Source organism: Pseudogulbenkiania sp. AW2-16 (genome assembly GCF_056824575.1).
The window spans coordinates 4,064,907-4,086,613 of sequence record NZ_CP157668.1 but is presented as its reverse complement, the minus strand read 5'-3'; the positions used below and the strand labels follow the sequence as shown (position 1 = coordinate 4,086,613).

At 61.3% G+C, this 21,707-nt stretch carries 22 protein-coding genes and 1 tRNA gene; 8 read left to right on the top strand and 15 right to left on the bottom strand.

Annotation, left to right across the window (positions count from 1 at the left end; genetic code table 11):
* Positions 1–17: 17 nt before the first annotated feature.
* Both ABKF58_RS19665 and ABKF58_RS19660 read left to right on the top strand, forming a co-directional pair.
* A complete protein-coding gene (locus ABKF58_RS19665) occupies positions 18–1,184 on the top strand; it encodes a DesA family fatty acid desaturase (protein WP_482582886.1) in 1,167 nt (388 codons plus the stop codon).
* A 118-nt stretch (positions 1,185–1,302) separates the two neighbouring features.
* Positions 1,303–1,653, top strand: coding sequence for a RidA family protein (locus ABKF58_RS19660; protein ID WP_482582885.1), 351 nt, complete (start codon positions 1,303–1,305; stop codon positions 1,651–1,653).
* A 64-nt stretch (positions 1,654–1,717) separates the two neighbouring features.
* Here the strand turns inward: ABKF58_RS19660 and ABKF58_RS19655 are convergent, their stop codons facing one another.
* The 15 genes from ABKF58_RS19655 to tgt form a co-directional block, all read right to left on the bottom strand.
* Positions 1,718–3,595, bottom strand: coding sequence for a pilus assembly protein (locus ABKF58_RS19655; RefSeq protein ID WP_482582884.1), 1,878 nt, complete (start codon positions 3,593–3,595; stop codon positions 1,718–1,720).
* The gene (locus ABKF58_RS19650; RefSeq protein ID WP_482582883.1) at positions 3,592–3,756 is read right to left on the bottom strand and encodes a hypothetical protein; all 165 of its coding nucleotides are present in this window, start codon (positions 3,754–3,756) and stop codon (positions 3,592–3,594) included. Before ABKF58_RS19650 ends, ABKF58_RS19655 begins: the two co-directional genes overlap by 4 nt.
* Positions 3,757–3,767: 11 nt before the next feature.
* Positions 3,768–4,394 (bottom strand): pilus assembly PilX family protein, encoded by a 627-nt coding sequence (locus ABKF58_RS19645; protein WP_482582882.1) that lies wholly within the window; start codon positions 4,392–4,394, stop codon positions 3,768–3,770.
* A 2-nt stretch (positions 4,395–4,396) separates the two neighbouring features.
* Positions 4,397–5,551, bottom strand: a complete 1,155-nt coding sequence (locus ABKF58_RS19640) for a PilW family protein (RefSeq protein ID WP_482582881.1) — start codon at positions 5,549–5,551, stop codon at positions 4,397–4,399.
* 10 nt (positions 5,552–5,561) lie between these two features.
* On the bottom strand, positions 5,562–6,035 hold the full coding sequence (gene pilV / locus ABKF58_RS19635) for a type IV pilus modification protein PilV (RefSeq protein ID WP_294867744.1): 474 nt from the start codon (positions 6,033–6,035) through the stop codon (positions 5,562–5,564).
* A 2-nt stretch (positions 6,036–6,037) separates the two neighbouring features.
* Complete coding sequence (locus ABKF58_RS19630) at positions 6,038–6,556, bottom strand: GspH/FimT family pseudopilin (protein ID WP_482582880.1); 519 nt, start codon at positions 6,554–6,556, stop codon at positions 6,038–6,040.
* On the bottom strand, positions 6,550–6,966 hold the full coding sequence (locus ABKF58_RS19625; RefSeq protein WP_482582879.1) for a type IV pilin protein: 417 nt from the start codon (positions 6,964–6,966) through the stop codon (positions 6,550–6,552). Before ABKF58_RS19625 ends, ABKF58_RS19630 begins: the two co-directional genes overlap by 7 nt.
* A gap of 85 nt (positions 6,967–7,051) precedes the next feature.
* A complete protein-coding gene (gene miaA, locus ABKF58_RS19620) occupies positions 7,052–8,011 on the bottom strand; it encodes a tRNA (adenosine(37)-N6)-dimethylallyltransferase MiaA (RefSeq protein ID WP_482582878.1) in 960 nt (319 codons plus the stop codon).
* A 280-nt stretch (positions 8,012–8,291) separates the two neighbouring features.
* The gene (gene sbcB / locus ABKF58_RS19615; protein ID WP_482582877.1) at positions 8,292–9,719 is read right to left on the bottom strand and encodes an exodeoxyribonuclease I; all 1,428 of its coding nucleotides are present in this window, start codon (positions 9,717–9,719) and stop codon (positions 8,292–8,294) included.
* A gap of 77 nt (positions 9,720–9,796) precedes the next feature.
* Positions 9,797–11,686, bottom strand: a complete 1,890-nt coding sequence (gene mutL, locus ABKF58_RS19610; RefSeq protein WP_482582876.1) for a DNA mismatch repair endonuclease MutL — start codon at positions 11,684–11,686, stop codon at positions 9,797–9,799.
* Positions 11,683–12,339: a DedA family protein gene (locus ABKF58_RS19605; protein ID WP_482582875.1), complete on the bottom strand. Its 657-nt coding sequence runs from the start codon at positions 12,337–12,339 to the stop codon at positions 11,683–11,685. The genes mutL and ABKF58_RS19605 overlap by 4 nt, the downstream gene beginning before the upstream one ends.
* A 117-nt stretch (positions 12,340–12,456) precedes the next feature.
* The gene (gene secF / locus ABKF58_RS19600) at positions 12,457–13,392 is read right to left on the bottom strand and encodes a protein translocase subunit SecF (protein WP_008955141.1); all 936 of its coding nucleotides are present in this window, start codon (positions 13,390–13,392) and stop codon (positions 12,457–12,459) included.
* 179 nt (positions 13,393–13,571) lie between these two features.
* The gene (secD, locus tag ABKF58_RS19595; protein ID WP_482582874.1) at positions 13,572–15,413 is read right to left on the bottom strand and encodes a protein translocase subunit SecD; all 1,842 of its coding nucleotides are present in this window, start codon (positions 15,411–15,413) and stop codon (positions 13,572–13,574) included.
* Between the two features lie 54 nt (positions 15,414–15,467).
* Positions 15,468–15,788 carry a preprotein translocase subunit YajC gene (gene yajC / locus ABKF58_RS19590; RefSeq protein ID WP_008955139.1) on the bottom strand — a complete coding sequence of 107 codons (321 nt, stop codon included), beginning with the start codon at positions 15,786–15,788 and terminating at the stop codon, positions 15,468–15,470.
* A gap of 134 nt (positions 15,789–15,922) precedes the next feature.
* Positions 15,923–17,038 (bottom strand): tRNA guanosine(34) transglycosylase Tgt, encoded by a 1,116-nt coding sequence (gene tgt / locus ABKF58_RS19585; RefSeq protein WP_482582873.1) that lies wholly within the window; start codon positions 17,036–17,038, stop codon positions 15,923–15,925.
* Between the two features lie 124 nt (positions 17,039–17,162).
* Here tgt and ABKF58_RS19580 point away from each other — a divergent pair.
* The 6 genes from ABKF58_RS19580 (at position 17,163) to pheS (ending at position 21,702) form a co-directional block, all read left to right on the top strand.
* Positions 17,163–17,239 (top strand) — tRNA-Val (locus tag ABKF58_RS19580).
* Positions 17,240–17,413: 174 nt separating this feature from the next.
* Complete coding sequence (thrS, locus tag ABKF58_RS19575; RefSeq protein WP_482582872.1) at positions 17,414–19,312, top strand: threonine--tRNA ligase; 1,899 nt, start codon at positions 17,414–17,416, stop codon at positions 19,310–19,312.
* A 36-nt stretch (positions 19,313–19,348) separates the two neighbouring features.
* The gene (infC, locus tag ABKF58_RS19570; protein ID WP_008955136.1) at positions 19,349–19,873 is read left to right on the top strand and encodes a translation initiation factor IF-3; all 525 of its coding nucleotides are present in this window, start codon (positions 19,349–19,351) and stop codon (positions 19,871–19,873) included.
* A 152-nt stretch (positions 19,874–20,025) separates the two neighbouring features.
* The gene (rpmI, locus tag ABKF58_RS19565) at positions 20,026–20,223 is read left to right on the top strand and encodes a 50S ribosomal protein L35 (RefSeq protein WP_008955135.1); all 198 of its coding nucleotides are present in this window, start codon (positions 20,026–20,028) and stop codon (positions 20,221–20,223) included.
* Positions 20,224–20,235: 12 nt separating this feature from the next.
* Complete coding sequence (gene rplT, locus ABKF58_RS19560; RefSeq protein WP_008955134.1) at positions 20,236–20,592, top strand: 50S ribosomal protein L20; 357 nt, start codon at positions 20,236–20,238, stop codon at positions 20,590–20,592.
* Between the two features lie 126 nt (positions 20,593–20,718).
* Positions 20,719–21,702, top strand: coding sequence for a phenylalanine--tRNA ligase subunit alpha (gene pheS, locus ABKF58_RS19555; protein WP_008955133.1), 984 nt, complete (start codon positions 20,719–20,721; stop codon positions 21,700–21,702).
* Positions 21,703–21,707 lie beyond the last annotated feature (5 nt).

The window sequence follows — 21,707 nt, the reverse complement described above, 5'->3', positions numbered from 1 at the left end:
ATGAGGTGTGCGATTTAATGGAATGGATTAATGGTTTGATTGACTTGCCGTGGTGGGGATATGTTGCCGTCGCCCTGGTGCTGACGCACATTACCATCGCCTCGGTGACCATCTTCCTGCATCGCCATCAGGCTCACCGCGCTCTGGACCTGCATCCTGTCCCAAGCCATTTCTTCCGTTTCTGGCTCTGGCTGACTACCGGCATGGTGACCAAGGAGTGGGCCTCGGTGCACCGCAAGCACCACGCCCGCTGCGAAACCGCCGAAGACCCGCACAGCCCGCAAGTGCTGGGTATTAACAAAGTATTCTGGGAAGGCGCCGAACTTTACCGCGTCGCCTGCAAAGACCGCAGCACCATGGAGAAGTTCGGTCACGGCACGCCGGACGACTGGCTCGAGCGCAACGTCTATACTCGCCACAGCGCCAAGGGCATCATCCTGATGCTGGCGATCGATCTCGTGCTGTTCGGCCCGATCGGGCTGACCATCTGGGCGGTGCAGATGATCTGGATTCCGCTGACCGCGGCCGGGATCATCAACGGTATCGGCCACTACTGGGGCTATCGCAACTTCGAGAACGAAGACGCCTCCACCAATATCCTGCCCTGGGGCATCCTGATCGGTGGCGAAGAGTTGCACAACAATCACCACACCTTCGGTACCTCGGCCAAGCTCTCCTACAAATGGTACGAGTTCGACATCGGCTGGATGTATATCCGCATCATGGAAATGCTGGGGCTGGCGAAGGTTCGCAAGGTCGCGCCCAGGTTGGCCGAAGATCCGTCGCGTCCGCACCTGGATATCGAACATCTGCAGGCGGTGGTCGCCAACCGCTATGCCTTGGCAGCCCGCTATGCGCGCGAACTGAAAGACGTCTATCGCAGCGAGATCGAGAAGCTGGGCCAAGGTAATCTGGCCGGCAAGATGAAGACCTGGCTCAAGCAGGAAGCCAAGGATACGCCGGAAGAAGAGCGCAAGCAGCTGGCGGAATTGCTGGAAAAGAGCCATGTACTGCAGACCATCTACACCATGCGCCAGGAGTTATCCCGTTTGTGGGAGCGCTCCAGCCTGACGCGCGAGCAACTGCTGAAAGAACTGCAGGAGTGGTGCGCCCGTGCCGAGGCCAGCGGCATCGAAGCGCTCAAGAGCTATGCCCAGCGTCTGCGCAGGGTGGCTGTTGCCTGATCAGGCATGAGTCAGCGCGGGTTCTGATACACTGCACGACGGCGGGACGCACTCCCGCCGTTTTTTATTGTCGGGCTCCAAGCGGAGCCCGGGCGCGAATTCCACTATAAGGATTGCCATGACCATCTATCGTCACAAACCGGGCAAGCGGCTGGCCGAGGCGGCCGTCGTCAACGGCATGATTTTCCTGGCCGGCCAGGTGCCGGAAAACACCGACTCCGACGCTCGCGAGCAGACCGCCAACGTGCTGGGTCAGATCGACACGCTGCTGGCCGAGCTGGGGTCGGACAAGACCAAGATTGTAGATGCCACCATTTTCCTCGCTTCGCTGTCCGACTACGACGCCATGAACGAGGCTTGGGATGCCTGGGTGGTCGAAGGTCACGTACCGGCACGGGCCACGGTAGAGGCAAAACTTGCCAATCCTGCCTGGAAAGTCGAGATCAAGATCGTCGCCAGTCGCGGCTGAGAGTAGTGAGTGTGCACAAAAAAACCCGGTCGATGAGCCGGGTTTTTTTGTTGGAGCAGACGGCTTACTGGGTGATCACTTCGCGCCAGAACACGCCCTTCACCGCGCTGCCGGTGCCGCCGCTGGTCGTCAGCAGTGTGCCGACGTCGACGTTCAGTGTATCGCCGTCGGTGGTACGGATCATCGCCCGGTAATCGCCGCTCGACAGCTTGACCACGGTCGGACGGCTGGCCAGGAAGTGGGTGTCGGAGAGTCCGGCACTGGTAGCGGCGCTGGCCAAGCTGAAATAGCCGGTTTGCAGGCCTGTCTGGTAGTCGATCACGTACAGCCAGCTTTCCATGGGCGAGCTGTTGTTGGTGTCGCAGGGGTTGGACGGCTTGTTGGCGGTGAATAGCACCTTGCCGTTGGCAATAGCGGCGGAGTTGATCACGCGTTGTCCCGTCGGCAGGTTGGCGGCCCAGCCATAACTGGAGAGGTTGCTGGCGACCCCGACGGTGGTACTGGCACTGGTGTCGTAGTTACTGGAGGCCAAGGTCACTGTGCTCAGCTGGTTGGGAACAGTGGCGTCGTTGCTGTCGTTGTAACTGGTGACAGTATCGATGCGGTCGATCAGGCCGTACATGCTGCCGCTGGCGGTGGTGAGATCGGATGGTGTCAGGTAACGCCCAGTACCGATGTAGATGAAGCGCTTAGGCGTGCCGTCGATGGTGATTTGTCCCAGCTCGGGCTCGCTGCTGATCGGGGCGCCCAGGCTGGCGAGTTTGTGCACGTTCCAGCTATTGGTGTCGGTCGAGGTCAGGTCGAAGCGCCAGACGTTGCCGTCCAGGTCGCCCCCATAAACATACTGAACCTGGTTCAAGGTCGAATAGCTGTCGGCAAAACCGGCAATATAGTTCAGCCCCTTGCCGCTCACGCTGAATTTTTTGATGAGCGCGCCGGTCGTCAGGTTGACGACATACAAATAGCTGTTCGAGGCGAGACTGCTGAGATCGAATGTACTGAAGCCGCTGGCAAATATCGCCACCTTGGTGACAGTGGAGCCAATGATGGCTTGGGTAATGATCGGGCGACCATAAAGGTAGCCGGTATCGCTGTCCACTGTCGTCGCTCCACTGCTGTTGTCGAAGGTCCAAAGCGGGGTCGGGTTGGCCGTGCCCAGCGTCAGCGAGTACACCCCTTTGGCGCCTTTGGCAAAGCCGCTCGACAGATAGTAAGTTGTGGTTGTGGTGGTTTGATTGCCATTGCCGGTAGTGGTCGAGGTGAATTTATCGATTGCGGGCGTGGCATCGAGCCAGTACTTGTGCGTATAGCCGCTGGTGACGTAGGCCTTGATCTTGTTCGGGGCATCGCTTTGCCCGATGGAGTTCAGGAATGCTTTCGGGATATAGGTCCAGGCTTCGCTGCCGTTGCTGCTGTTGTTGGCGCCGATGGTGCCGTTGTTGTGCGTGAAGGCGTGCAGCATGCCGTCGTTGGCGGCCTGAATGACCATACTCAGCCCGGAGACGTAGACAGGCTCGCTATGGACGATCGTACCTAGACGTTTAGCGGGAATACGGTACGTTGTCCCGAGCGTCACGCTGGGGTTGCCGGTGGTGCTGTTGACCCCTTTCAGCAATTTGACGATGTTTTCGCAGTCCGACTCGCTCGATGCACCGAGATAGGTTTGATTGGTTGCAGAGCAAAAGCTGCTGGTGTCCTGAATTTCGGTCGCCGTGCCACCGATGTTGGTGTAGAACTTCCTGCTGCTGTTATTGCCGCTCAGGCTGCTGTTGCTCAAGGCGGTCAGGATCGTCTGTGCGCTCCATTGCGCGGTGCTGCTGATCGAACCCGTGGTGGGGTCGATGGTGAAGGCCTTGAGGTCCCCCGTCATCATGGTGGCGGTGTCGTCGTAGTAAGAGGCGAACAGTGTGCTGTCCCCCTGCACAATATTGGAGTTGGTCACCGCGGCCGCAGACCCCCTTGCGAGCTGTCGACGCTGGTGGTGCACACCTCGAGGGGGGTATCGGGCAGGGTGGTCGACGCGTCGGCCTGCGCCAGCCAAGGTGTCGCCATCAAGATGCCGGCCAGCACGAATTGCCTGGTAATCCTTCTTACCGTGGACATGATCATGTTTCCTATCGGGTGAGGATGGTCTGGGAAATGCTCAGGCTGCTGCCTGGACCTTCGGCGCGGCTGGTGACGCGGTAGTAGATGCTGTTGCTTGAACTGAGCCCGGAAAACACGGTGCTTCCAATCTTCTTGCTACCGCCCAGCGTGCTGGTGCTGCCGCTGGAGGGGATGGCGTATTGGCATTTGCCGGCCTTGTCGGTGACGGCCGTGCCCAGGGTGCCGGTGCACAGCCGCTCAATGATGAATTTGACGGTGTAGCCCGAACTGTTGCTGACGTTGATGGCGCTGACCGTGGACCAATCTATGTTGTCCGGTACGCCGTCGCTATTAGTGTCCAGGTCAACCGGATAGTAGCAATTGTTGAAGGTGGTCGAGTTGGTGCTGCAACTGGCGGCATTGGAGCCATCCAGCGTAGTGCTGCTCAAGCTGCCGAGCGCCGATAAGCCGTATTGCAGCCCGACGTCCGTGAGGTGGATGCCGCCTTCCCGGAAGGCGAGGTTGCGTGTCATCAGTCCGGAGAAATCCACCACCCGTACCATGGCCACGCCGATGAGCAGGATGGCGATCATGGCGATCAGGGTGATGACCAGCGAGACGCCATGCTGGGCGCTCTTCAGGGGGCATGTCGTCATGGCTAGCCGGCGGACCATATCGTGTTCCTCAGCGGGATGACGCTTTCGTAGATGCGGTATTTGTAATGCTGCCATTCTGTGCCGCCCGCGCCACCGTCCAGCCGTACCTTGGTACCGCTCCAGATGCAGATGCCGTTGGAGAAGCCGGAACAGGCGGTGGTGACGATGCCGCTTTCGCGTTTCGGGACGCGGGATACCACGGCCAGCTTCACCGCCTGCAGGGTCAGTATCTTGGTCAGGCTGGCGCTATCGGCGGCGAGGGCTGACTTGGCATAAGAGCCAGTGGCATCGGTCCAAGTGTAGCTGCTGCCGCTCTTGATCCCATACTGTGCCTGCATATTGACGATGTTCTCGCCCAGCGTGTAGTTGACGGTGGAGGTTCGCATCGAGGCATCGGCCAGCTTCAATTGGCGATTGGTTTCATCTACCGAGTAAGTGCTGGTAATGACGTCGGAGCCCAGTTTGATGATGTAGTTGCCGGCAGAGTAGGTAGGGTAGCCGTTGGAGTTTTCATAGTTTGTGGCCGGGTTGTAGGTGGTGCCGTTGTCGTTGTTACCCGGGTTCTGTTGCAGCTTTAGTGCGGAATTCTGTTTCTGGGTCAGGTCGAAGCGGGTGCAATTGCCGGTGCTGGGATCGTACAAAACGGAGAAGGTGTTGACTTCGAAACCGGACACGGAGCTGACGTCGAGTTCCGACGAACTAGGCGGCATGGTTTTACTGAGGGTGGCCAGGCCAAAGCTGAGGTTGCCTTTACCTCCCCTGATTTCGACCTGGTCCGCTTCACCATTGGTGCCGCCGTCGACGATGATCAGGGGGGCGATCGAGACGCCGAACCCGGCGCCGGCGAAATTGGGGTCTTCACTGCCACTGGCCCCGTTGGTGCCGACATAAGCGTAGCGATGGGTGCAATTGATCAGGGCCCCGATCTGGGTGCCGTAGCCCGCGCTGCGGATTGCCTGTTCCATCAAAACCATCGAGGTCAAACCTTGGTTCTGGCCCTCCGAGGCCGAGTCCGTGGTTTTGCGCTGGTTCCACCACAGCCCCATGATCTGCGACAGCATCAGCGTGGTGATCAGCGCGATGGTCAGCCCGATCATGATTTCGATCAGGCTGATGCCGGACTGGCGGCGCGGGGAGCGTAAATGCGGCTGATTCATGGTGATCGCCTCAGGAGGTGGGGATCAGCGTGGTGGTGGTGAAGTGGCGCACATCGCTGTCGGATGTGTTTTGCCAGCAGATCGTGACGGTGACCTGATTGGCGGAACCGCTAAGGGTCGAGGCGATGGTGACGGATTGGCGAGCCGCAGTGGCATTGGGTAGGGTCGAGCTGATCGAACTCAGCCAGTTGCTGACCTCGGCCTGGCTGGAACTGGTGCTGCTGCCATCACAGGTATGGCCGCTATTGAAGGCGAAGTTGGTGGCAAAGCTGCCGCTGGCACGGGCCGCCCACATCTGCCCGATCAGGCTGTTGGCGAGGTAAGTGGCCTGCCCGCGGTACTGGTTCTCGCTGTTGGCGCGGATGGTGAAGCCTTGCAGGGCGATCAGGGCGAGGATGCTGATGGCGAAAATGGCCATGGCGATCAGGGCTTCGATCAGGGTCGAGCCTTGCTGGTTTTGCCGTGAGATGCTCGGGCGGGCCATGGTCAGCACTTCCTCGGGTCGGTCGAACTGGTGACGTTGGGGTCGCACAGCTTCAGCGCGCCCCCCGTCTGCAGGGTGATGCGCATGTCCTTGCTGTCGGCCGCGGCGATAGTGGTGACGTCGAAGTTCAGTTGCGTCAGCGGTGTGGAGTCGCTGATCCGGCCGAGCCCATTGAAGGTGACGGTGGTGACGGTGGAGGGTGTCGGGGTGATCGTTACCTTCGGGGCATCCTCGGCGAAATTCTTTTGCTGCAGCACGGCACCGGTGTCGACGCGCTTGATCTGCCAGATTTTCTTGGTGGTCGAGTCAAAGCTCAGCTGCACGGCTGTGTTGGTGCGGATGGCTTCGGCGCGTGCCAGTTGCAGGCTGGCCATGGCGGTATCGGCTGCGTTGCGGATTTGGTGATTCATCAGCCAGGTCGAAAAACTGGGCACGGCAAAAGCCAGTACGACGGCCATCAGCACGATCGAGATCAGCATTTCGATCAGGGTGAACCCGCGCTGGCGCATCCGCTTCAACATTCGTCCCCCTTGATCAGCCAGCAGGACTTGCTAACCGTGCTGCCCTTGTACTGGGTGGTGCTCTTGCTGTTGCTCTGATCCAGGCTGTAAACGTAACCGGCCATTACCGTGGTGCCGGTGGCGCCGAGGGTATAGCCGGAGCTGCCGCTGGCGGTACAGGCCAGGGTGAAATAGTCGACGGAAGAAGGAGTGGCGCCGCAGGTGGTGCCGGAGGCGGCGTAGCTGCGGTTGTCGGCGTAGTACTGCTCCAGGCTCACCCGTGTTTGCGACAACTGGGCCAGTGCCGCGTTGATGCGGCTGCGCCGCACGTAATCCTGATAGGCCGGGACGGCGAGCGACATCAGGATGGCCACTACGACGATGGCAATCAAGAGTTCAATCAGGGTGAATCCCGCCCAAGCTTTTCTCATAATTTTTCCGGACTCGTCCAATCTTTATCATGATAGTCGAAAGAGTACGGTTTAAGGCGCTGATGTGCCGTTGTTCTGTTTGATTTTAAGTGGCGTGTGGCGTCGACGCCGACAGGAAATCGCGACAAACGTTCAGCGCCGTGGTGGTGACAGTCGGGCTGGTGGGTTCGAGGACGGTGACGTCGGGCATCGAGCGCAGCCAGGTCAGCTGGCGCTTGGCCAGTTGCCGGGTGGCGGCGATGCCTTTGTCGAGGAAATCGGCGTAGCTGGCTTGGCCGTCGAGGTGCTCCCAGGCTTGGCGGTAGCCGACGCAGCGCATCGAGGGCAGGTCGGGCGTGAGCTCGGGATAGCGTTGACGCAGGCGCACGACTTCGTCGAGGAAGAACTGTTCCAGCATCAGCCGGAAGCGCAAGGCGATTCGCTCGTGTAGCCAGGCGCGGTCGTGCGGGATCAGCGCCAGTTTGAGCATCTGGAAGCGGGCGGCCTGGCTGCGTCCTTCTGCGTGCCACGCCGAGAGGGGTTTGCCGGTAAGCCGGAAGACTTCCAGCGCGCGCTGGATGCGCTGCGAGTCCATCGGTTCGAGGCGCGCGGCGGTGATCGGGTCGGCTTCGGCGAGTTGTGCGTGCAGTGCGGGCCAGCCGTATTTGGCGGCCTCGAGGTCGAGTTGGGCGCGGGTGGCGACGTCGGCGGGCGGCATGTCGGAGAGGCCGTCGATCAGCGCCTTGAAGTAGAGCATCGTGCCGCCGACCAAGAGCGGCACCTTGCCGCGTGCAGCGATATCGTCGATCAGGCGGTTGGCATCAGCGTGAAACTGCGCTGCGGAATACGCTTCCAGCGGGCTGATGATGTCGATCAGGTGATGGGGCACCTGCGCCATCTCGTCACGGCTGGGCTTGGCGGTACCGATATCCATGTCACGGTAGACCAGCGCGGAGTCGACGCTGATGATTTCCACCGGAAAGTGGCGGGCCAGTTCGAGTGCCAATCCGGTTTTGCCGGAGGCGGTGGGGCCCATCAGCAGGATGGCTTTGGTGGGGGTGGTCATGGGGTGCGGCGATGAGTGCGACAAGGCGATATTGTCGCACCGGGCGAGGCTTCGGCCAACCTTTGCAGCGTGAGGCAAGCTTGGCCACATGGCGATGAGAACTTATCCCCGTAGGCGAGCAAGCCAAGGCAGGTTGAGTGCCGCGGAATGCAGGAGCCGCAATGCACACGGGGTACATGAGGATTCCGTATCGCTGAGCAATTCACTCTGCGATAAAGGCGCTCGCAGGGCGCCGCGGTACTCAAAATGCAAAGGCGTAGCCGCCTAATGGGGGCCGTTCTCAGACTGGGGCGGTTTCGTCGACAAACTGGCGGATCGCCGCCAGTAGCGTCTGGCCACGCGCGTCAGCCGTCGCTTCCAGCGTGGCAATCTCCTCCAGGCACTGGGCGCGGTGGCGGCCGGGGATGGCTCCGTCGATCAGCTTGCTGCGGCACCAGCTCTGCCAGCGCTCCCGCTCGGCGGCCGACAGCGAGGCCGGAAAGTTGCGGGCACGGTAACGGAACAGTTGCTCGGAGAGTTGTGCATCGTCGAAGGCCGGGCGTTCGCCGGCGAGTTGCACCGCCGACAGCGTGCGCAGCCGGGTGAGTTCGCGGCGGTCATTGTTGGAAACGAAGCCGCCGTAGAGGTTTTCATCCACGTCGGCGGGTGCGCCGGTCTCGCGCTGGTAGACCTTGCGCCAGACCGAGGTCAGGTTCGGCAGGGCTTGCGCGGTCTCGGCGTGGCGATTAATGGCGTCGAGATCGATGCCCCAGTGATCGGCACGTTCATCACTCAGAACGCGCAGGTTGCTCACGACGAATGGCGATTTGTTGATGTGGATGGTCTTGATCGGTAATCGGCTGACACCTTCGGGCAGCTCGTCGCTGCGATTGAACAGGCGCTGGCGGATCGTGTCCGGGCCGAGTCCGCGCAATTCGGCGGGGTCGTAAGCCAGGTCCCAGACGATCACTTCATTCTTGTTGCTCGGGTGTTCGGCCAGCGGCCAGACCACCGCCAGGTTGCCGCGCTCGGCACCGTACATGCCGGAGACGTGCAGCAGCGGGCGCGGGGCGTGCAGGCTGAGTTGGTGGCGTACCGCGTCCTTCTTGCGCAGGCCGAGGTGGAACTCGAACAGCTTGGGCTGGCGCTGGCGGATCAGCCGTGCCAGCGCGATGGTGGCGCGCACGTCTGACAGCGCATCGTGCGCGGCCTCGTGTGCCAGGCCGTTGGCGGCGGACAGGTGCTCGAGCTTGAAGCTCGGCAGGCCGGTATCGTGCTTGGGCCACGCGATGCCTTCGGGGCGCAGCGCGTAGGTGGCGCGCACCAGGTCGAGCAGATCCCATCGCCCGCACTGGTTCTGCCACTCGCGCGCGTAGGGGTCGATCAGATTGCGCCAGAACAGGAAGCGGGTGACTTCGTCGTCGAAGCGCAGCGAGTTGTAGCCGACCCCGATGGTGCCCGGCGTGGCCAGCTCGCGCTCGATCACGCCGGCGAATTCGTGCTCGGCCACGCCGTGTTGCTGACACAGCTGCGGGGTGATGCCGGTGAGCAGGCAGGCCTCGGGGGAGGGCAGGTAGTCCGGGCTGGGCCGGCAATACAGCATGACCGGTTCGCCGATCTCGTTCAGCTCGGCATCGGTGCGGATGCCGGCGAACTGCGCTGGACGATCCTGGCGCGGCACGGTGCCGAAGGTCTCGTAGTCGTGCCAGAAGAAGGTGTGCTGTGACATGGCGTGGCGGGCAGGGATAAAGGCGGCATTGTCGCACCGCTGCGGGCTTCGGCCAACCTTGGCCGAGCGGGCCGCCGTCAGCGCCCGCGCATGAACAGGTTGTCGAGGTCCTTCATGGTCAGCCGGCTCCAGGTCGGGCGGCCGTGGTTGCACTGGCCGGAGCGTTCGGTGGCTTCCATGTCGCGCAGTAGCGCGTTCATCTCGGCCAGCGTCAGCTGGCGGTTGGCGCGCACCGCGCCGTGACAGGCCATGGTGGCCAGGAGCTCGTTGCGGCGCTCGGTGAGCACCCGCGTCAGGCCGAATTCGCGCACGTCCTTCAGCACCGCGCGCGCCAGCTCGACCGGATTGCCGTCCTTCAGCCACACCGGCACGCCGCGCACGGCGATCTGGGTGGGGGAGAGCGGCGCCAGCTCGACGCCGAGCCGCTTCATCTCCTCGCCGTGCTCGTGCACTGTGGCCGCTTCCATGCGGTCGGCGGCGAACGACACCGGCAGCAGCAAAGGCTGCATCGGGATGCTGTCGGCTTCCAGCGCGTTCTTCAGCCGTTCGTAGACGATGCGCTCGTGCGCGGCGTGCATGTCGACCACGATCAGGCCTTCCTGGCACTGGCTCAGGATGTAGACTCCATGCAGTTGCGCCAGGGCGAAGCCGAGCGGAGGGATGCCGTCGTCGCTGTCGGGCAGGGTGGCCAGCGTGGTGGCAGGCAGCGGCGACGGCAGCGGTCCTGCCGGGCGGGTGTCGGCCTGGCGTTCTTCCTCGCGCAGCCCGGAGAACATCGCGTCGTATACCCCGATCGCCTCGCGCGCCACGCCGAGCGGAATGCTCTGCTGCTCGTAGCGGTAGCTCTGCACTGGGGTGCGGCCATTGCCGGTTTGACTGGTGGCGAACAGCCCGGCTGGTGCCGGGCTGGCGCCGGAAAGGTTGGCCGAAGACGGGGTGGCGACCCCTTCTGCCAGGGCCACGGCGGGGACCGCCCCGGCCGTGGTGGCCGCCAGGGCTTTGTTGACGCTGTGGAACAGGAACTGATGGATGGCCTGCGATTCGCGGAAGCGCACCTCGATCTTGGTCGGGTGGACGTTGACGTCCACCCCGGCCGGATCAATGGTCAGGAACAGGGCGTAGGCCGGATGGCGGTCGTGGTGCAGTACGTCGCGGTAGGCCTGGCGCAGGGCGTGCTGTGCGGTCTTGTCGCGTACGAAGCGGCCGTTGACGTAGAAGTACTGGGCGTCGCGGCTGGCCTTGGAATAGGTCGGGCTGGCCACGAACCCCGTCAGTTGCAAGCCTCCGGCGTTAGTTTCCAGCGGCAACGCGGCCTCGACGAAATCCTTGCCCAGCAACGCACCGACGCGCTCGGCCAGGGACTGAGCCGGCAGGCGCCATACTACCTTGCCGTTGTGGCGTAGCAGGAACTCCACCTGCGGATGGGCCAGCGCGATGCGCTCGAAGGTCGCCGCGCAGTGGGCGTACTCGGTGTTCTCACTCTTGAGGAACTTGCGCCGCGCCGGGGTGTTGAAATAAAGATCGACCACTTCGACACTGGTGCCCGGCACGTGCGCCGCCGGCTCCACCGGGTGCAGCGCACCGTCGATGGCGATGATCTGGTGCGCGTGCGCCTCGTCGTGCGGGCGGCTGATCAGCGTCAGCCGCGATACCGAGGCGATACTGGCCAAGCCCTCGCCGCGAAAGCCCAGCGTGGCGACGCTTTCCAGGTCGGCGAGCGAGGCGATCTTGCTGGTGGCGTGGCGGTCGAGCGCCAAGGGAAGGTCGTCCGGCACGATGCCGCCGCCGTTGTCGGTGACGCGGATCAGCTTGATGCCGCCTTGGGCGAGATCGACGGTGATCCTGTCGGCTCTAGCGTCCAGGCTGTTTTCCAGCATTTCCTTCAGCGCCGAGGCGGGACGTTCCACCACCTCGCCGGCGGCGATCTGGTTGACCAGGTGGTCGGGCAGGGCATGGATGCGCTTCATGCTGTCTTGCGTGCCGGGCGCTTGTGGCGCCAGATTTCGATGAGGCCCGGCAGTAGCGAGACGAAGATGATGCCGAAGATCAGGTATTCCAGGTTGCTTTTCACCACCGGCAGGTTGCCGAACAGGTAGCCGGCGTAGGTGAAGCTGGCCACCCACAGCACGCCGCCGATGATGTTGTAGGCGAAGAAGCGGCGATAGCTCATCGCGCCGGCCCCGGCCACGAACGGCGCGAAGGTGCGCACGATCGGCACGAAGCGGGCCAGGATGATGGTCTTGCCGCCGTGGCGCTCATAGAAAGCATGGGTCTTGTCGAGGTATTGTTGCTTGAGCAGGCGCGGAAAGCGCGCCATCAGCGACAGTCCCAGACGGCGACCGATGGTGTAGTTGACACTGTCGCCCAGCACCGCCGCCGCGATCAGCGTCGCCACCAGCGCGTGCGCGTTCATGCCGCCGGTGGCAGCCAGGGTGCCGGCGACGAACAGCAGCGAGTCCCCGGGCAGCACCGGCGTCACCACCAGGCCGGTCTCGCAGAACACGATCAGGAACAGGATCAGGTAGATCCACGGGCCGTACTGCGCCACCAGCACCGCCAGGTGGCGGTCGATGTGTAGCACGAAATCGAGCAGAAATTGAAGGGCTTCCATGGCGTTCATTGTACAGGAGGTTGGCCGAAGCCGTTGAGACGGCGAGCAAGAGGGAGGGCGAGCTACACGCCGGTGGCGATCGGGCATCGCAAAGAAACTGGCCGGACAGGCCGGCCAGTGCAGTGATCAGACTACCGCTTCGTCCTTGGGTTTCTGCGGCTTGATCATGTGCTCGCGCGCCACGCCCAGCCACAAGGCGATCGGGCTCGCCACCAGCACCGAGGAATAGATGCCGAATACGATGCCGATGGTCAGCGCGATGGCGAAACCGTGCAGCGCCGGGCCGCCGAAGACCAACATCGACAGCACCATCGCCTCGGTACAACCGTGCGTGATCAAGGTGCGGCTCATCGTCGCGGTAATGGCGTTGTCGATGATCTCGGACACGTTCTTGTTGCGCATCGCGGCCTTGCGGAAGTTCTCCCGGATACGGTCGAACACCACCACCGACTCGTTCACCGAGTAACCCAGAACCGCCAGTACGCCGGCCAGCACGGTGAGGCTGAACTCCCACTGGAAGAAGGCGAAGCAACCCAGGATGATCACCACGTCGTGCATGTTGGCGATGATGGCCGCCACGGCAAAGCGCCATTCGAAGCGCAGCGCCAGGTACAGCATGATGCCCAGGCACACGATGATCACCGCGGTCAGGCCATGGGTGACCAGCTCCTCGCCCACGCTCGGGCCGACGAACTCGACCTTGCGCAGTTCCACCGCCGGGTCGGCCGCCTTGAGGGTGCCCATCACACGCTCGGACAGCTGCGCCGAGCTTACGCCCTGGCGGCTAGGCAGGCGGATCAACACGTCGCGCGACGTGCCCAAGCTCTGCACCGTGGCCTCGCCGAACTTGAGGGCGTCGACGCGGTCGCGGATGTCGTTCAGGTTGGCCGCCTGCCGGTACTGCACTTCCATCACCGTGCCGCCGGTGAATTCCACGCTGAAGTTCAGGCCCTTGGCGAACAGAAAGAATACGGCCAGCAGGAAGGTCACCAGCGAGATGGTCGTGGTGAGCCTGCCGTAGCTCATGAACGGGATGTCCCGTTTGATGCGGAAAAGCTCCATTGCGTCCTCTAGAGGTAAGGGCGAGCGGCTTGGCCGCCCGCCTGGAACCGGTTCACGATCTGCTGCGCCATCCCCGAGCGGGGTTCGGCTTCGGTTTGAAAATCAAATGGGCAACATGTCCATTTGATTTGCCGCCTGCTTCGCCCCGCTGAGGATCGTTCGCAAGAGATCGTGGGTTCTTACGATTCAGGTTTCCAGACCTGGCCGATCGACACCGTGGCCAGGCGCCGCTTGCGGCCGTACCACAGGTTGACGAAGCCGCGCGACACCAGGACCGCCGAGAACATCGAGGTCATAATCCCCAGGCAATGCACCACGGCAAAGCCGCGCACCGGGCCCGAACCGAAGATCAAGAGCGCGAGGCCGGCGATCAGCGTGGTGATGTTGGAGTCGAGAATCGTGGCCCAGGCATGCTGGTAACCGGCCTGGATCGCGGAGTGCGGCGGCACGCCGTTACGCAGCTCCTCGCGGATGCGCTCGTTGATCAGCACGTTGGCGTCGATCGCCATGCCCAGCGTCAGTGCGATGGCTGCGATGCCGGGCAGGGTCAGCGTCGCCTGTAGCATCGACAGCACCGCCACCAGCATGAACAGGTTCACCCCCAGCGACAGCGCCGAGATCAGGCCGAACACGCGGTAGTAGATCAGCATGAACACGGCGATGACGGCAAAACCCCACAGCGTGGAGTGGAAGCCCTTCTCGATGTTCTCCTTGCCCAGGCTCGGGCCGACGGTGCGCTCCTCGATGATGTTCATCGGGGCGGCCAGCGAGCCGGCGCGCAGCAGCAGCGCGGTATCGTTGGCTTCGGCGGCGTTCATGCTGCCGGAAATCTGCACCCGGCCGCCGCCGATCTCGCTGCGGATCACCGGTGCGGTCACCACTTCGGCGCGGCCTTTTTCCACCAGCACCATCGCCATGCGCTTGCCGATGTTCTCTGCCGTCACCTGGCGGAAGATCGAGGCCCCGGTGGAGTCGAGGTTGATGTGCACCGCCGGCGTGCCGTTCTCATCGAAGCCCGGTTGGGCGTCGTTGATGTTGTCGCCGGTCAGCTCGACCTCTTTGCTTACCAGGATTTTCTGCGGGCCGCGCGGGGTCAACTCGTCCAGTAGTTCGTAGCCACCCGGTACGTTGCCGGCCAGTGCCTCGGCCACCATGCTCTGATCGTCGGACACCATGCGCACTTCCAGCGTGGCGGTACGACCCAGAATATCCTTGGCCTTGGCGGTGTCCTGCACGCCCGGCAGCTGTACCACGATGCGGTTGGCGCCGGATTGCTGGATGATCGGTTCGGCGACACCCAGTTCGTTGACACGGTTGTGCAGCGTGGTGATGTTCTGCTTCACCGCATCGCTCTGGATGCGGGTGATCTCCTCCGGCTTCAGCGTCAGGCTCAGCTTGTAGCTGTTGTCGTCGCTGGTAAAGCTCAGGGAAGGCAGGGCACGGGCCACGGCGTCCTCGGCCGCCTTCAGCGTGGCTGCGTCACGCAATTGCACTTCCAGCGTGTTGCCGTTGCGCTTGATGGCACCGTAGCGGACCTTCTTGTCCTTGAATTCGCGACGGATATCGCCGGCGTAGCGCTCCATGGTCTTGTCGGTGGCCGCCTTCATGTCCACTTCGAGCAGGAAGTGAACGCCGCCGCGCAAGTCCAGCCCCAGGAACATCGGATAGGCCTTGAGCTTGGTGAGCCAGTCGGGCGACGCCGCCAGCAGGTTGAGCGCGATGATGTAGTTGTCACCCAGCGCCTGCTGGATGGCGTCGCGCCCCTTGATCTGGGTGTCCGGGTCGTGGAAACGGACCTTCAGGCTATTGCCGTCCAGGAACAGGCCGTCCGGGGTAATGTGCTGGGCAGTCAGCGCGGCTTCGACGCGGCCCATCAGCGCGGTGTCCACCGGAATGGACTGACGCGAGCTGGAAATCTGGACGGCAGGGGTTTCGCCGAAGAAATTGGGCAGCGTATAGATCGTCGAGACGACCAGCGCTACCACGATGATGAAGTATTTCCAGAGTGGATAGCGGTTCATGTGCGAGAGTCTGGCAGAAGGGAAATGGCCGCCCGTTCAGGCGGCCCGGGTGTATTACAGGGACTTGATGGTGCCCTTTTCCAGTTTGGCCGATACCGCGCCACGCTGGATCTGGACTTCCACGCCGTTGGCGATTTCCACCGACAGGTACTGCTCGCCGGCCTTGGTTACGCGGCCCACGATACCCCCTTGGGTCACCACCTCGTCGCCCTTGGCAATTTCGGACAGCATTCTTTGCTGTTCCTTGGCGCGCTTCTGCTGCGGGCGTACCAGCAGGAACCAGAACAGCGCGAAAATCACGACCATCGGCAGGAAGCCCATTAGGTCGAAACCGCCCGGAGCGGTGCCGGCAGCGAATGCGGGGGTGATGAACATCGTGTTAACTCCCTTATGTTTGTTGTCTATCAGTATCCGAAGCGGGCCATTGTAGCCACGCCGTGTTGCTTTTCCAACCGTGGTGGCAGTGCAAACCCGGTATGACCCTGGTCTGAAGTCCTGGTTCCATCGCCTCAATCGGCTCCGCGTGCTCGGCGCTGGGCAAAATCGACCTGGAACGCCGGGAAGCGGTCCTCCTCGATGGCCTGGCGCATTTCCGCCATCAATTGCTGGTAGTAATACAGGTTATGGATGGTGTTGAGGCGCGCTCCTAGGATTTCGCCGACCCGATGCAGGTGGTGAAGATAGGCGCGGCTGAAGTTGCGGCAAGCGTAGCAGCCGCACGTCTCGTCCAGCGGTTTCTTGTCGTCCTTGTAGCGCGCGTTCTTGATCTTCACGTCGCCCCACTGGGTGAACAGCCAGCCATTGCGCGCATTGCGTGTCGGCATCACGCAGTCGAACATGTCCACACCGTTGGCTACCCCGTGCACCAGGTCTTCCGGGGTGCCCACGCCCATCAGGTAGTGCGGCTTGTCGGCGGGCAGCATGTCCTTCATTTCTGCCAGCATGCGGTACATTTCGGGTTTGGGCTCGCCGACTGACAAGCCTCCGATGGCGTAGCCGTCGAAACCGATCTCCATCAAGCCTTCGAGAGATTCGCGGCGCAAATCGGTATAAAGGTTGCCCTGCACGATGCCGAACAGCGCGTTGGGGTTCTTCAGGTCGTCGAAAGCGCGGCGGGAACGTTCCGCCCAGCGCAGGCTCATGCGCATCGACTTGGCGGCGGTGTTGTGGTCAACCTGGCCCGGGGTGCATTCGTCGAAGATCATCACGATGTCCGAGTTCAGCACCTTCTGGATTTCCATCGATTTTTCCGGCGACAGGAACAGCTTGTCGCCGTTGACCGGGCTCTGGAAGGTCACGCCTTCCTCGGTGATTTTGTTCAGCGCCCCCAGGCTGAACACCTGGAAGCCGCCGGAGTCGGTCAGAATCGGCTTGTTCCAGCCAATAAAGTCGTGCAGCCCGCCAAATTGTTGGATGACTTCGAGGCCGGGGCGCAACCAGAGGTGGAAGGTGTTGCCCAGGATGATCTGCGCGCCGATGTCGCCCAGTTCGACCGGGCTCATCGCCTTGACCGAGCCGTAGGTCCCCACCGGTTGGAAAACCGGGGTCTCTACCGTGCCGTGGTTCAGTTCCAGCGTCCCCCGGCGGGCGCCGCCGGACGTTTTGTGTACGGTAAACTTCAGCATGTAAATAAGGTTTGCATAGTAAAATCAGCGCGCTAGTATACCCGAAGCGGTCTGTCTCACGAATTTTTGCTGTTAGGGGCTTGCCAAGGGTAGCTGCAGTGAGTATTATGCACTCCTCGACGACAGGCACGTAGCTCAGTTGGTTAGAGCACCACCTTGACATGGTGGGGGTCGTTGGTTCGAATCCAATCGTGCCTACCAAAATTCAGCATTGGAGCATTCCCGGAAATGGCTTTCCGAACTACCATCACCCGTTATTCGCGCTAGTCGCGCCTTGCGGGATGTTCCATGCAAAAAAGTGCGGCTTTGGCCGCACTTTTTTTGTTTTTCCGAATCTGATCGCGCCTTGCCCGGCCATACTGCGTTGGAGTTCACATGCCTGATATTCGCCTGCCCGACGGCTCTGTCCGTTCCTTCGATAAACCGGTTTCCGTGCATGAGGTCGCTGCCTCCATCGGTACCGGTCTGGCGCGTGCCTCGCTGGCAGGCCGTGTCGACGGCCGACTTGTTGATACTAGTCATGTGATCGACCGTGATGCAGATCTGGCCATTATCACCGACAAGGATGCCGATGGTCTCTCCATTATTCGTCACTCCACAGCGCACTTGCTGGCCTACGCCGTCAAGGAGCTGTTCCCCGAGGCGCAGGTGACGATCGGCCCGGAAATCGAAAACGGTTTCTACTACGACTTCAGCTACAAGCGCCCGTTCACCCCCGAAGACCTTGTTGCCATCGAGAAGAAGATGGGGGAGTTGGCCAAAAAAGATATCCCGGTCGAGCGCTACGAGCTGCCCCGCGACGAGGCTATTGCCTACTTCAAGTCGATTGGCGAGCACTACAAGGCCGAGATCATCGAATCGATCCCGCAGGGAGAGGTGCTGTCGCTGTACCGCGAAGGTGATTTCACCGACCTCTGCCGCGGCCCTCACGTGCCGTCCACCGGCAAGCTCAAGGTGTTCAAGCTGATGAAGGTGGCGGGTGCCTACTGGCGTGGCGACAGCAAGAACGAGATGCTGCAGCGTGTCTACGGTACTGCCTGGGCCAAGAAGGAAGACCTGGCGCAGTACCTCTACATGCTGGAGGAGGCTGAGAAGCGCGACCATCGCAAGCTGGGCAAACAGCTCGACCTGTTCCATCTGCAGGATGAGGCGCCGGGTATGGTGTTCTGGCATCCCAAGGGGTGGCAGTTGTGGCAGTCGGTGGAGCAATACATGCGAGCCACCCTGACCGAGGCCGGTTATCAGGAAATCCGTACACCGATGGTGATGGACCGTATCCTGTGGGAAAAATCCGGTCACTGGGAGAACTACCGCGAGAATATGTTCACCACCGAGTCGGAGAAACGCGACTACGCCGTCAAGCCAATGAACTGTCCGGGGCACGTCCAGGTGTTCAATCAGGGTTTGCGCTCCTATCGTGATCTGCCGTTGCGCTATGCCGAATTCGGTGCCTGCCATCGCAACGAACCGTCCGGTGCCTTGCACGGCATCATGCGCGTGCGTGGTTTCGTTCAGGATGACGCGCACATCTTCTGTACCGAAGAGCAGATCATTGATGAGGCCAAGGCTTTCAATGAACTGACCATGCGTGTCTACCGCCAGTTTGGTTTTGACAATGTTTCGGTCAAGCTGTCGCTGCGGCCCGAGAAGTACTCCGGCACCCTGGAGGCATGGGATCGTGCCGAGAACGGCCTGCGCGAAGCGCTGCGTGCGTGCGGTATCGAATGGGAAGAGCTGCCGGGTGAGGGCGCGTTCTACGGTCCGAAAATCGAATACCACATCAAAGACGCGCTTGGCCGGTCCTGGCAGTGTGGTACCCTGCAGCTCGACTATGTGCTGCCGGAGCGCCTGGGGGCCGAGTACGTGGCGGAAGATAACAGCCGCAAGCGTCCGGTAATGTTGCACCGAGCCATCCTGGGATCGCTGGAACGCTTCCTCGGTATCCTGATCGAGAACCACGCCGGGGCCTTCCCGTTGTGGCTGGCGCCGGTGCAGATGGTGGTGATGAATATCACCGAAGCGCAGGCTGATTATGCAGCCTCTGTGGTGCAAACGCTGAAAAAACAAGGCTTCCGCGTCGAGCTCGACTTGAGGAATGAAAAGATCAGCTATAAAATCCGCGAACACAGTCTGCAAAAACTGCCGTACCAGATTATTGTGGGCGACAAGGAAAAAGCAGACGGTCTGATTGCCGTTCGTGCTCGTGGCGAAGATTTGGGCCAGCTGACGCTGGACGACTTCGTGGCACGCCTGAAGGCCGAGATGCCTCAGTGACGCGGTGTCGGGCTTGATGAACAATTAATAGGAGATTTGGCTATAGCTCAGGAACGTGAAGCACGGATCAACGGCGAAATTACCGCCCGCGAGATCCGTCTGGTAGGTAAGGAAGGCGAGCAGCTCGGCATCGTGAGTCTGCGTGAGGCAATGGCAGCGGCCGAGGAGCTGGACATCGATCTGGTCGAGATTTCTCCGACCGCTCAGCCGCCTGTCTGCAAGCTGATGGACTATGGCAAGTTCAAGTACGAGCAGTCCAAGAAGCGTCACGAGGCCAAGCTCAAGCAGAAGCAGGTGCAGATCAAGGAAGTCAAGTTCCGTCCGGGTACCGACGACGGTGACTATGGCGTCAAGCTGCGCAACCTGGTTCGCTTCCTGAGCGACGGTGACAAGGCCAAGGTAACGCTGCGTTTCCGCGGTCGTGAAATGGCTCACCAGGATATCGGCCTGGCCCTGCTCAAGCGGGTCGAGGCGGATCTGGCTGAAGTTGGCACGGTCGAGCAGTTTCCGCGCCTGGAAGGTCGCCAGATGGTAATGATGATTGCCCCGAAAAAGAAATAATCGGGTATAATCAGCGGTTTGACACGGCAGGTTCGCCTGCCGTGTTGATTTTGTGGCGCTCCGGTGCTGCAACAAAAAGCGGGACGTTACGGTTTGCAAGCATCGAAAGATCACCGTGCGTCGGATCTAAAGAAATTCAGCAGGAGTTTTCCATGCCGAAGATGAAGACCAAGTCGAGCGCGAAAAAACGCCTCAACGTATTGGGTGGTGGTGGTGTAAAGCGCTCTATGGCGTTCAAGCGTCACATTCTGACCAAGAAAACCACCAAGAACAAACGCCAGCTGCGTGGCACCACCATGGTGGATGCGAGCAACATGGCGTCCGTTCGTGCAATGATGCCCTACGCTTAAGGAGTTTGATCAATGCCTCGTGTTAAACGCGGTGTAACCGCTCGCGCTCGTCACAAGAAAATCCTTGCTCTGGCGAAAGGCTATCGCGGCCGTCGCAAGAACGTCTATCGCATCGCCAAACAGGCGGTGATGAAAGCCGGTCAGTACGCTTACCGTGACCGTCGCCAGAAAAAGCGCCAGTTCCGCCAGCTGTGGATCGCTCGTATCAACGCCGGTGCACGTGAACTCGGCCTGTCCTACAGCAAGTTCATGAACGGTCTGAAAAAGGCTGCCATCGAAATCGACCGCAAGGTTCTGGCCGACTTGGCCGTGTTCGATAAGCCTGCTTTTGCCCAGATCGTTGAAAAAGCGAAAGCAAGCCTCGCTTAATCGCTGGACGATCAAAAGGGAGGCAGTGATGCCTCCCTTTTTTTACATGCTTTTCGAGATGGCTGACCAGACCGCCTGACGACCATCCGGTCTGGCCAGCTTTCTTACGCATACGGTGTGAGCTACATGAACAATGTCGACACGATTCTCGAGTCGGGGCTGTCCGCGCTGGACGCGGTGCAGGATCTGGTGGAACTGGAACAGGTCAAGGCGCGCTACCTTGGCAAAAGTGGCGAACTGACCGAGTTGCTCAAGCAGCTAGGCAAATTGCCGGCTGAAGAGCGCAAGGCGGCCGGTGCGGCGATCAATGCCGCCAAGCAAGCCTTCGAGGCCCGTCACAACGAGCGCCGCGACCTCATCAATGCCGACAAGCTGGCGCGCCAGCTGGCAGCCGAATCGCTGGATGTGACCTTGCCGGGGCGAGGTAGCTCCGTCGGCGGGCTGCATCCGGTGACGCTGACGCTGGAACGCATTGCCACGCTGTTCCGCAGCATGGGGTTCGAAGTGGCCGATGGTCCGGAAATCGAGACTGACTTCCACAATTTCCAGGCGCTGAATATCCCGGAAAATCATCCGGCACGAGCCATGCAGGACACCTTCTACGTTGAAGGTGGCGATGTGCTGCGTACCCACACCTCGCCGATCCAGGTGCGTTACATGCTGAACAACGAGCCGCCGATCAAGATCGTGGCGCCGGGTCGCGTGTACCGTGTCGATTCCGATGCCACCCATTCGCCGATGTTCCACCAGATGGAAGGCTTGTGGGTCGATCAGGATGTCAGCTTTGCGGACCTCAAGGCCACTGTCACTGACTTCCTGCGCCGTTTCTTCGAGCGAGACGATTTGCAAGTACGCTTCCGCCCGTCATTCTTCCCTTTCACTGAGCCGTCGGCCGAAATCGACGTGCTGGGTGAACGCGGCTGGCTCGAGGTTGGGGGCTGCGGTATGGTGCACCCGAATGTGCTGAGGAACGTCAATATCGACCCGGAGAAGTACACTGGCTTCGCCTTCGGTATCGGTCTGGACCGTTTTGCCATGCTGCGCTACGGCGTCAACGACCTGCGCCTGTTCTTCGAGAACGATCTCAACTTCCTCAAACAGTTCAACTGATAGCG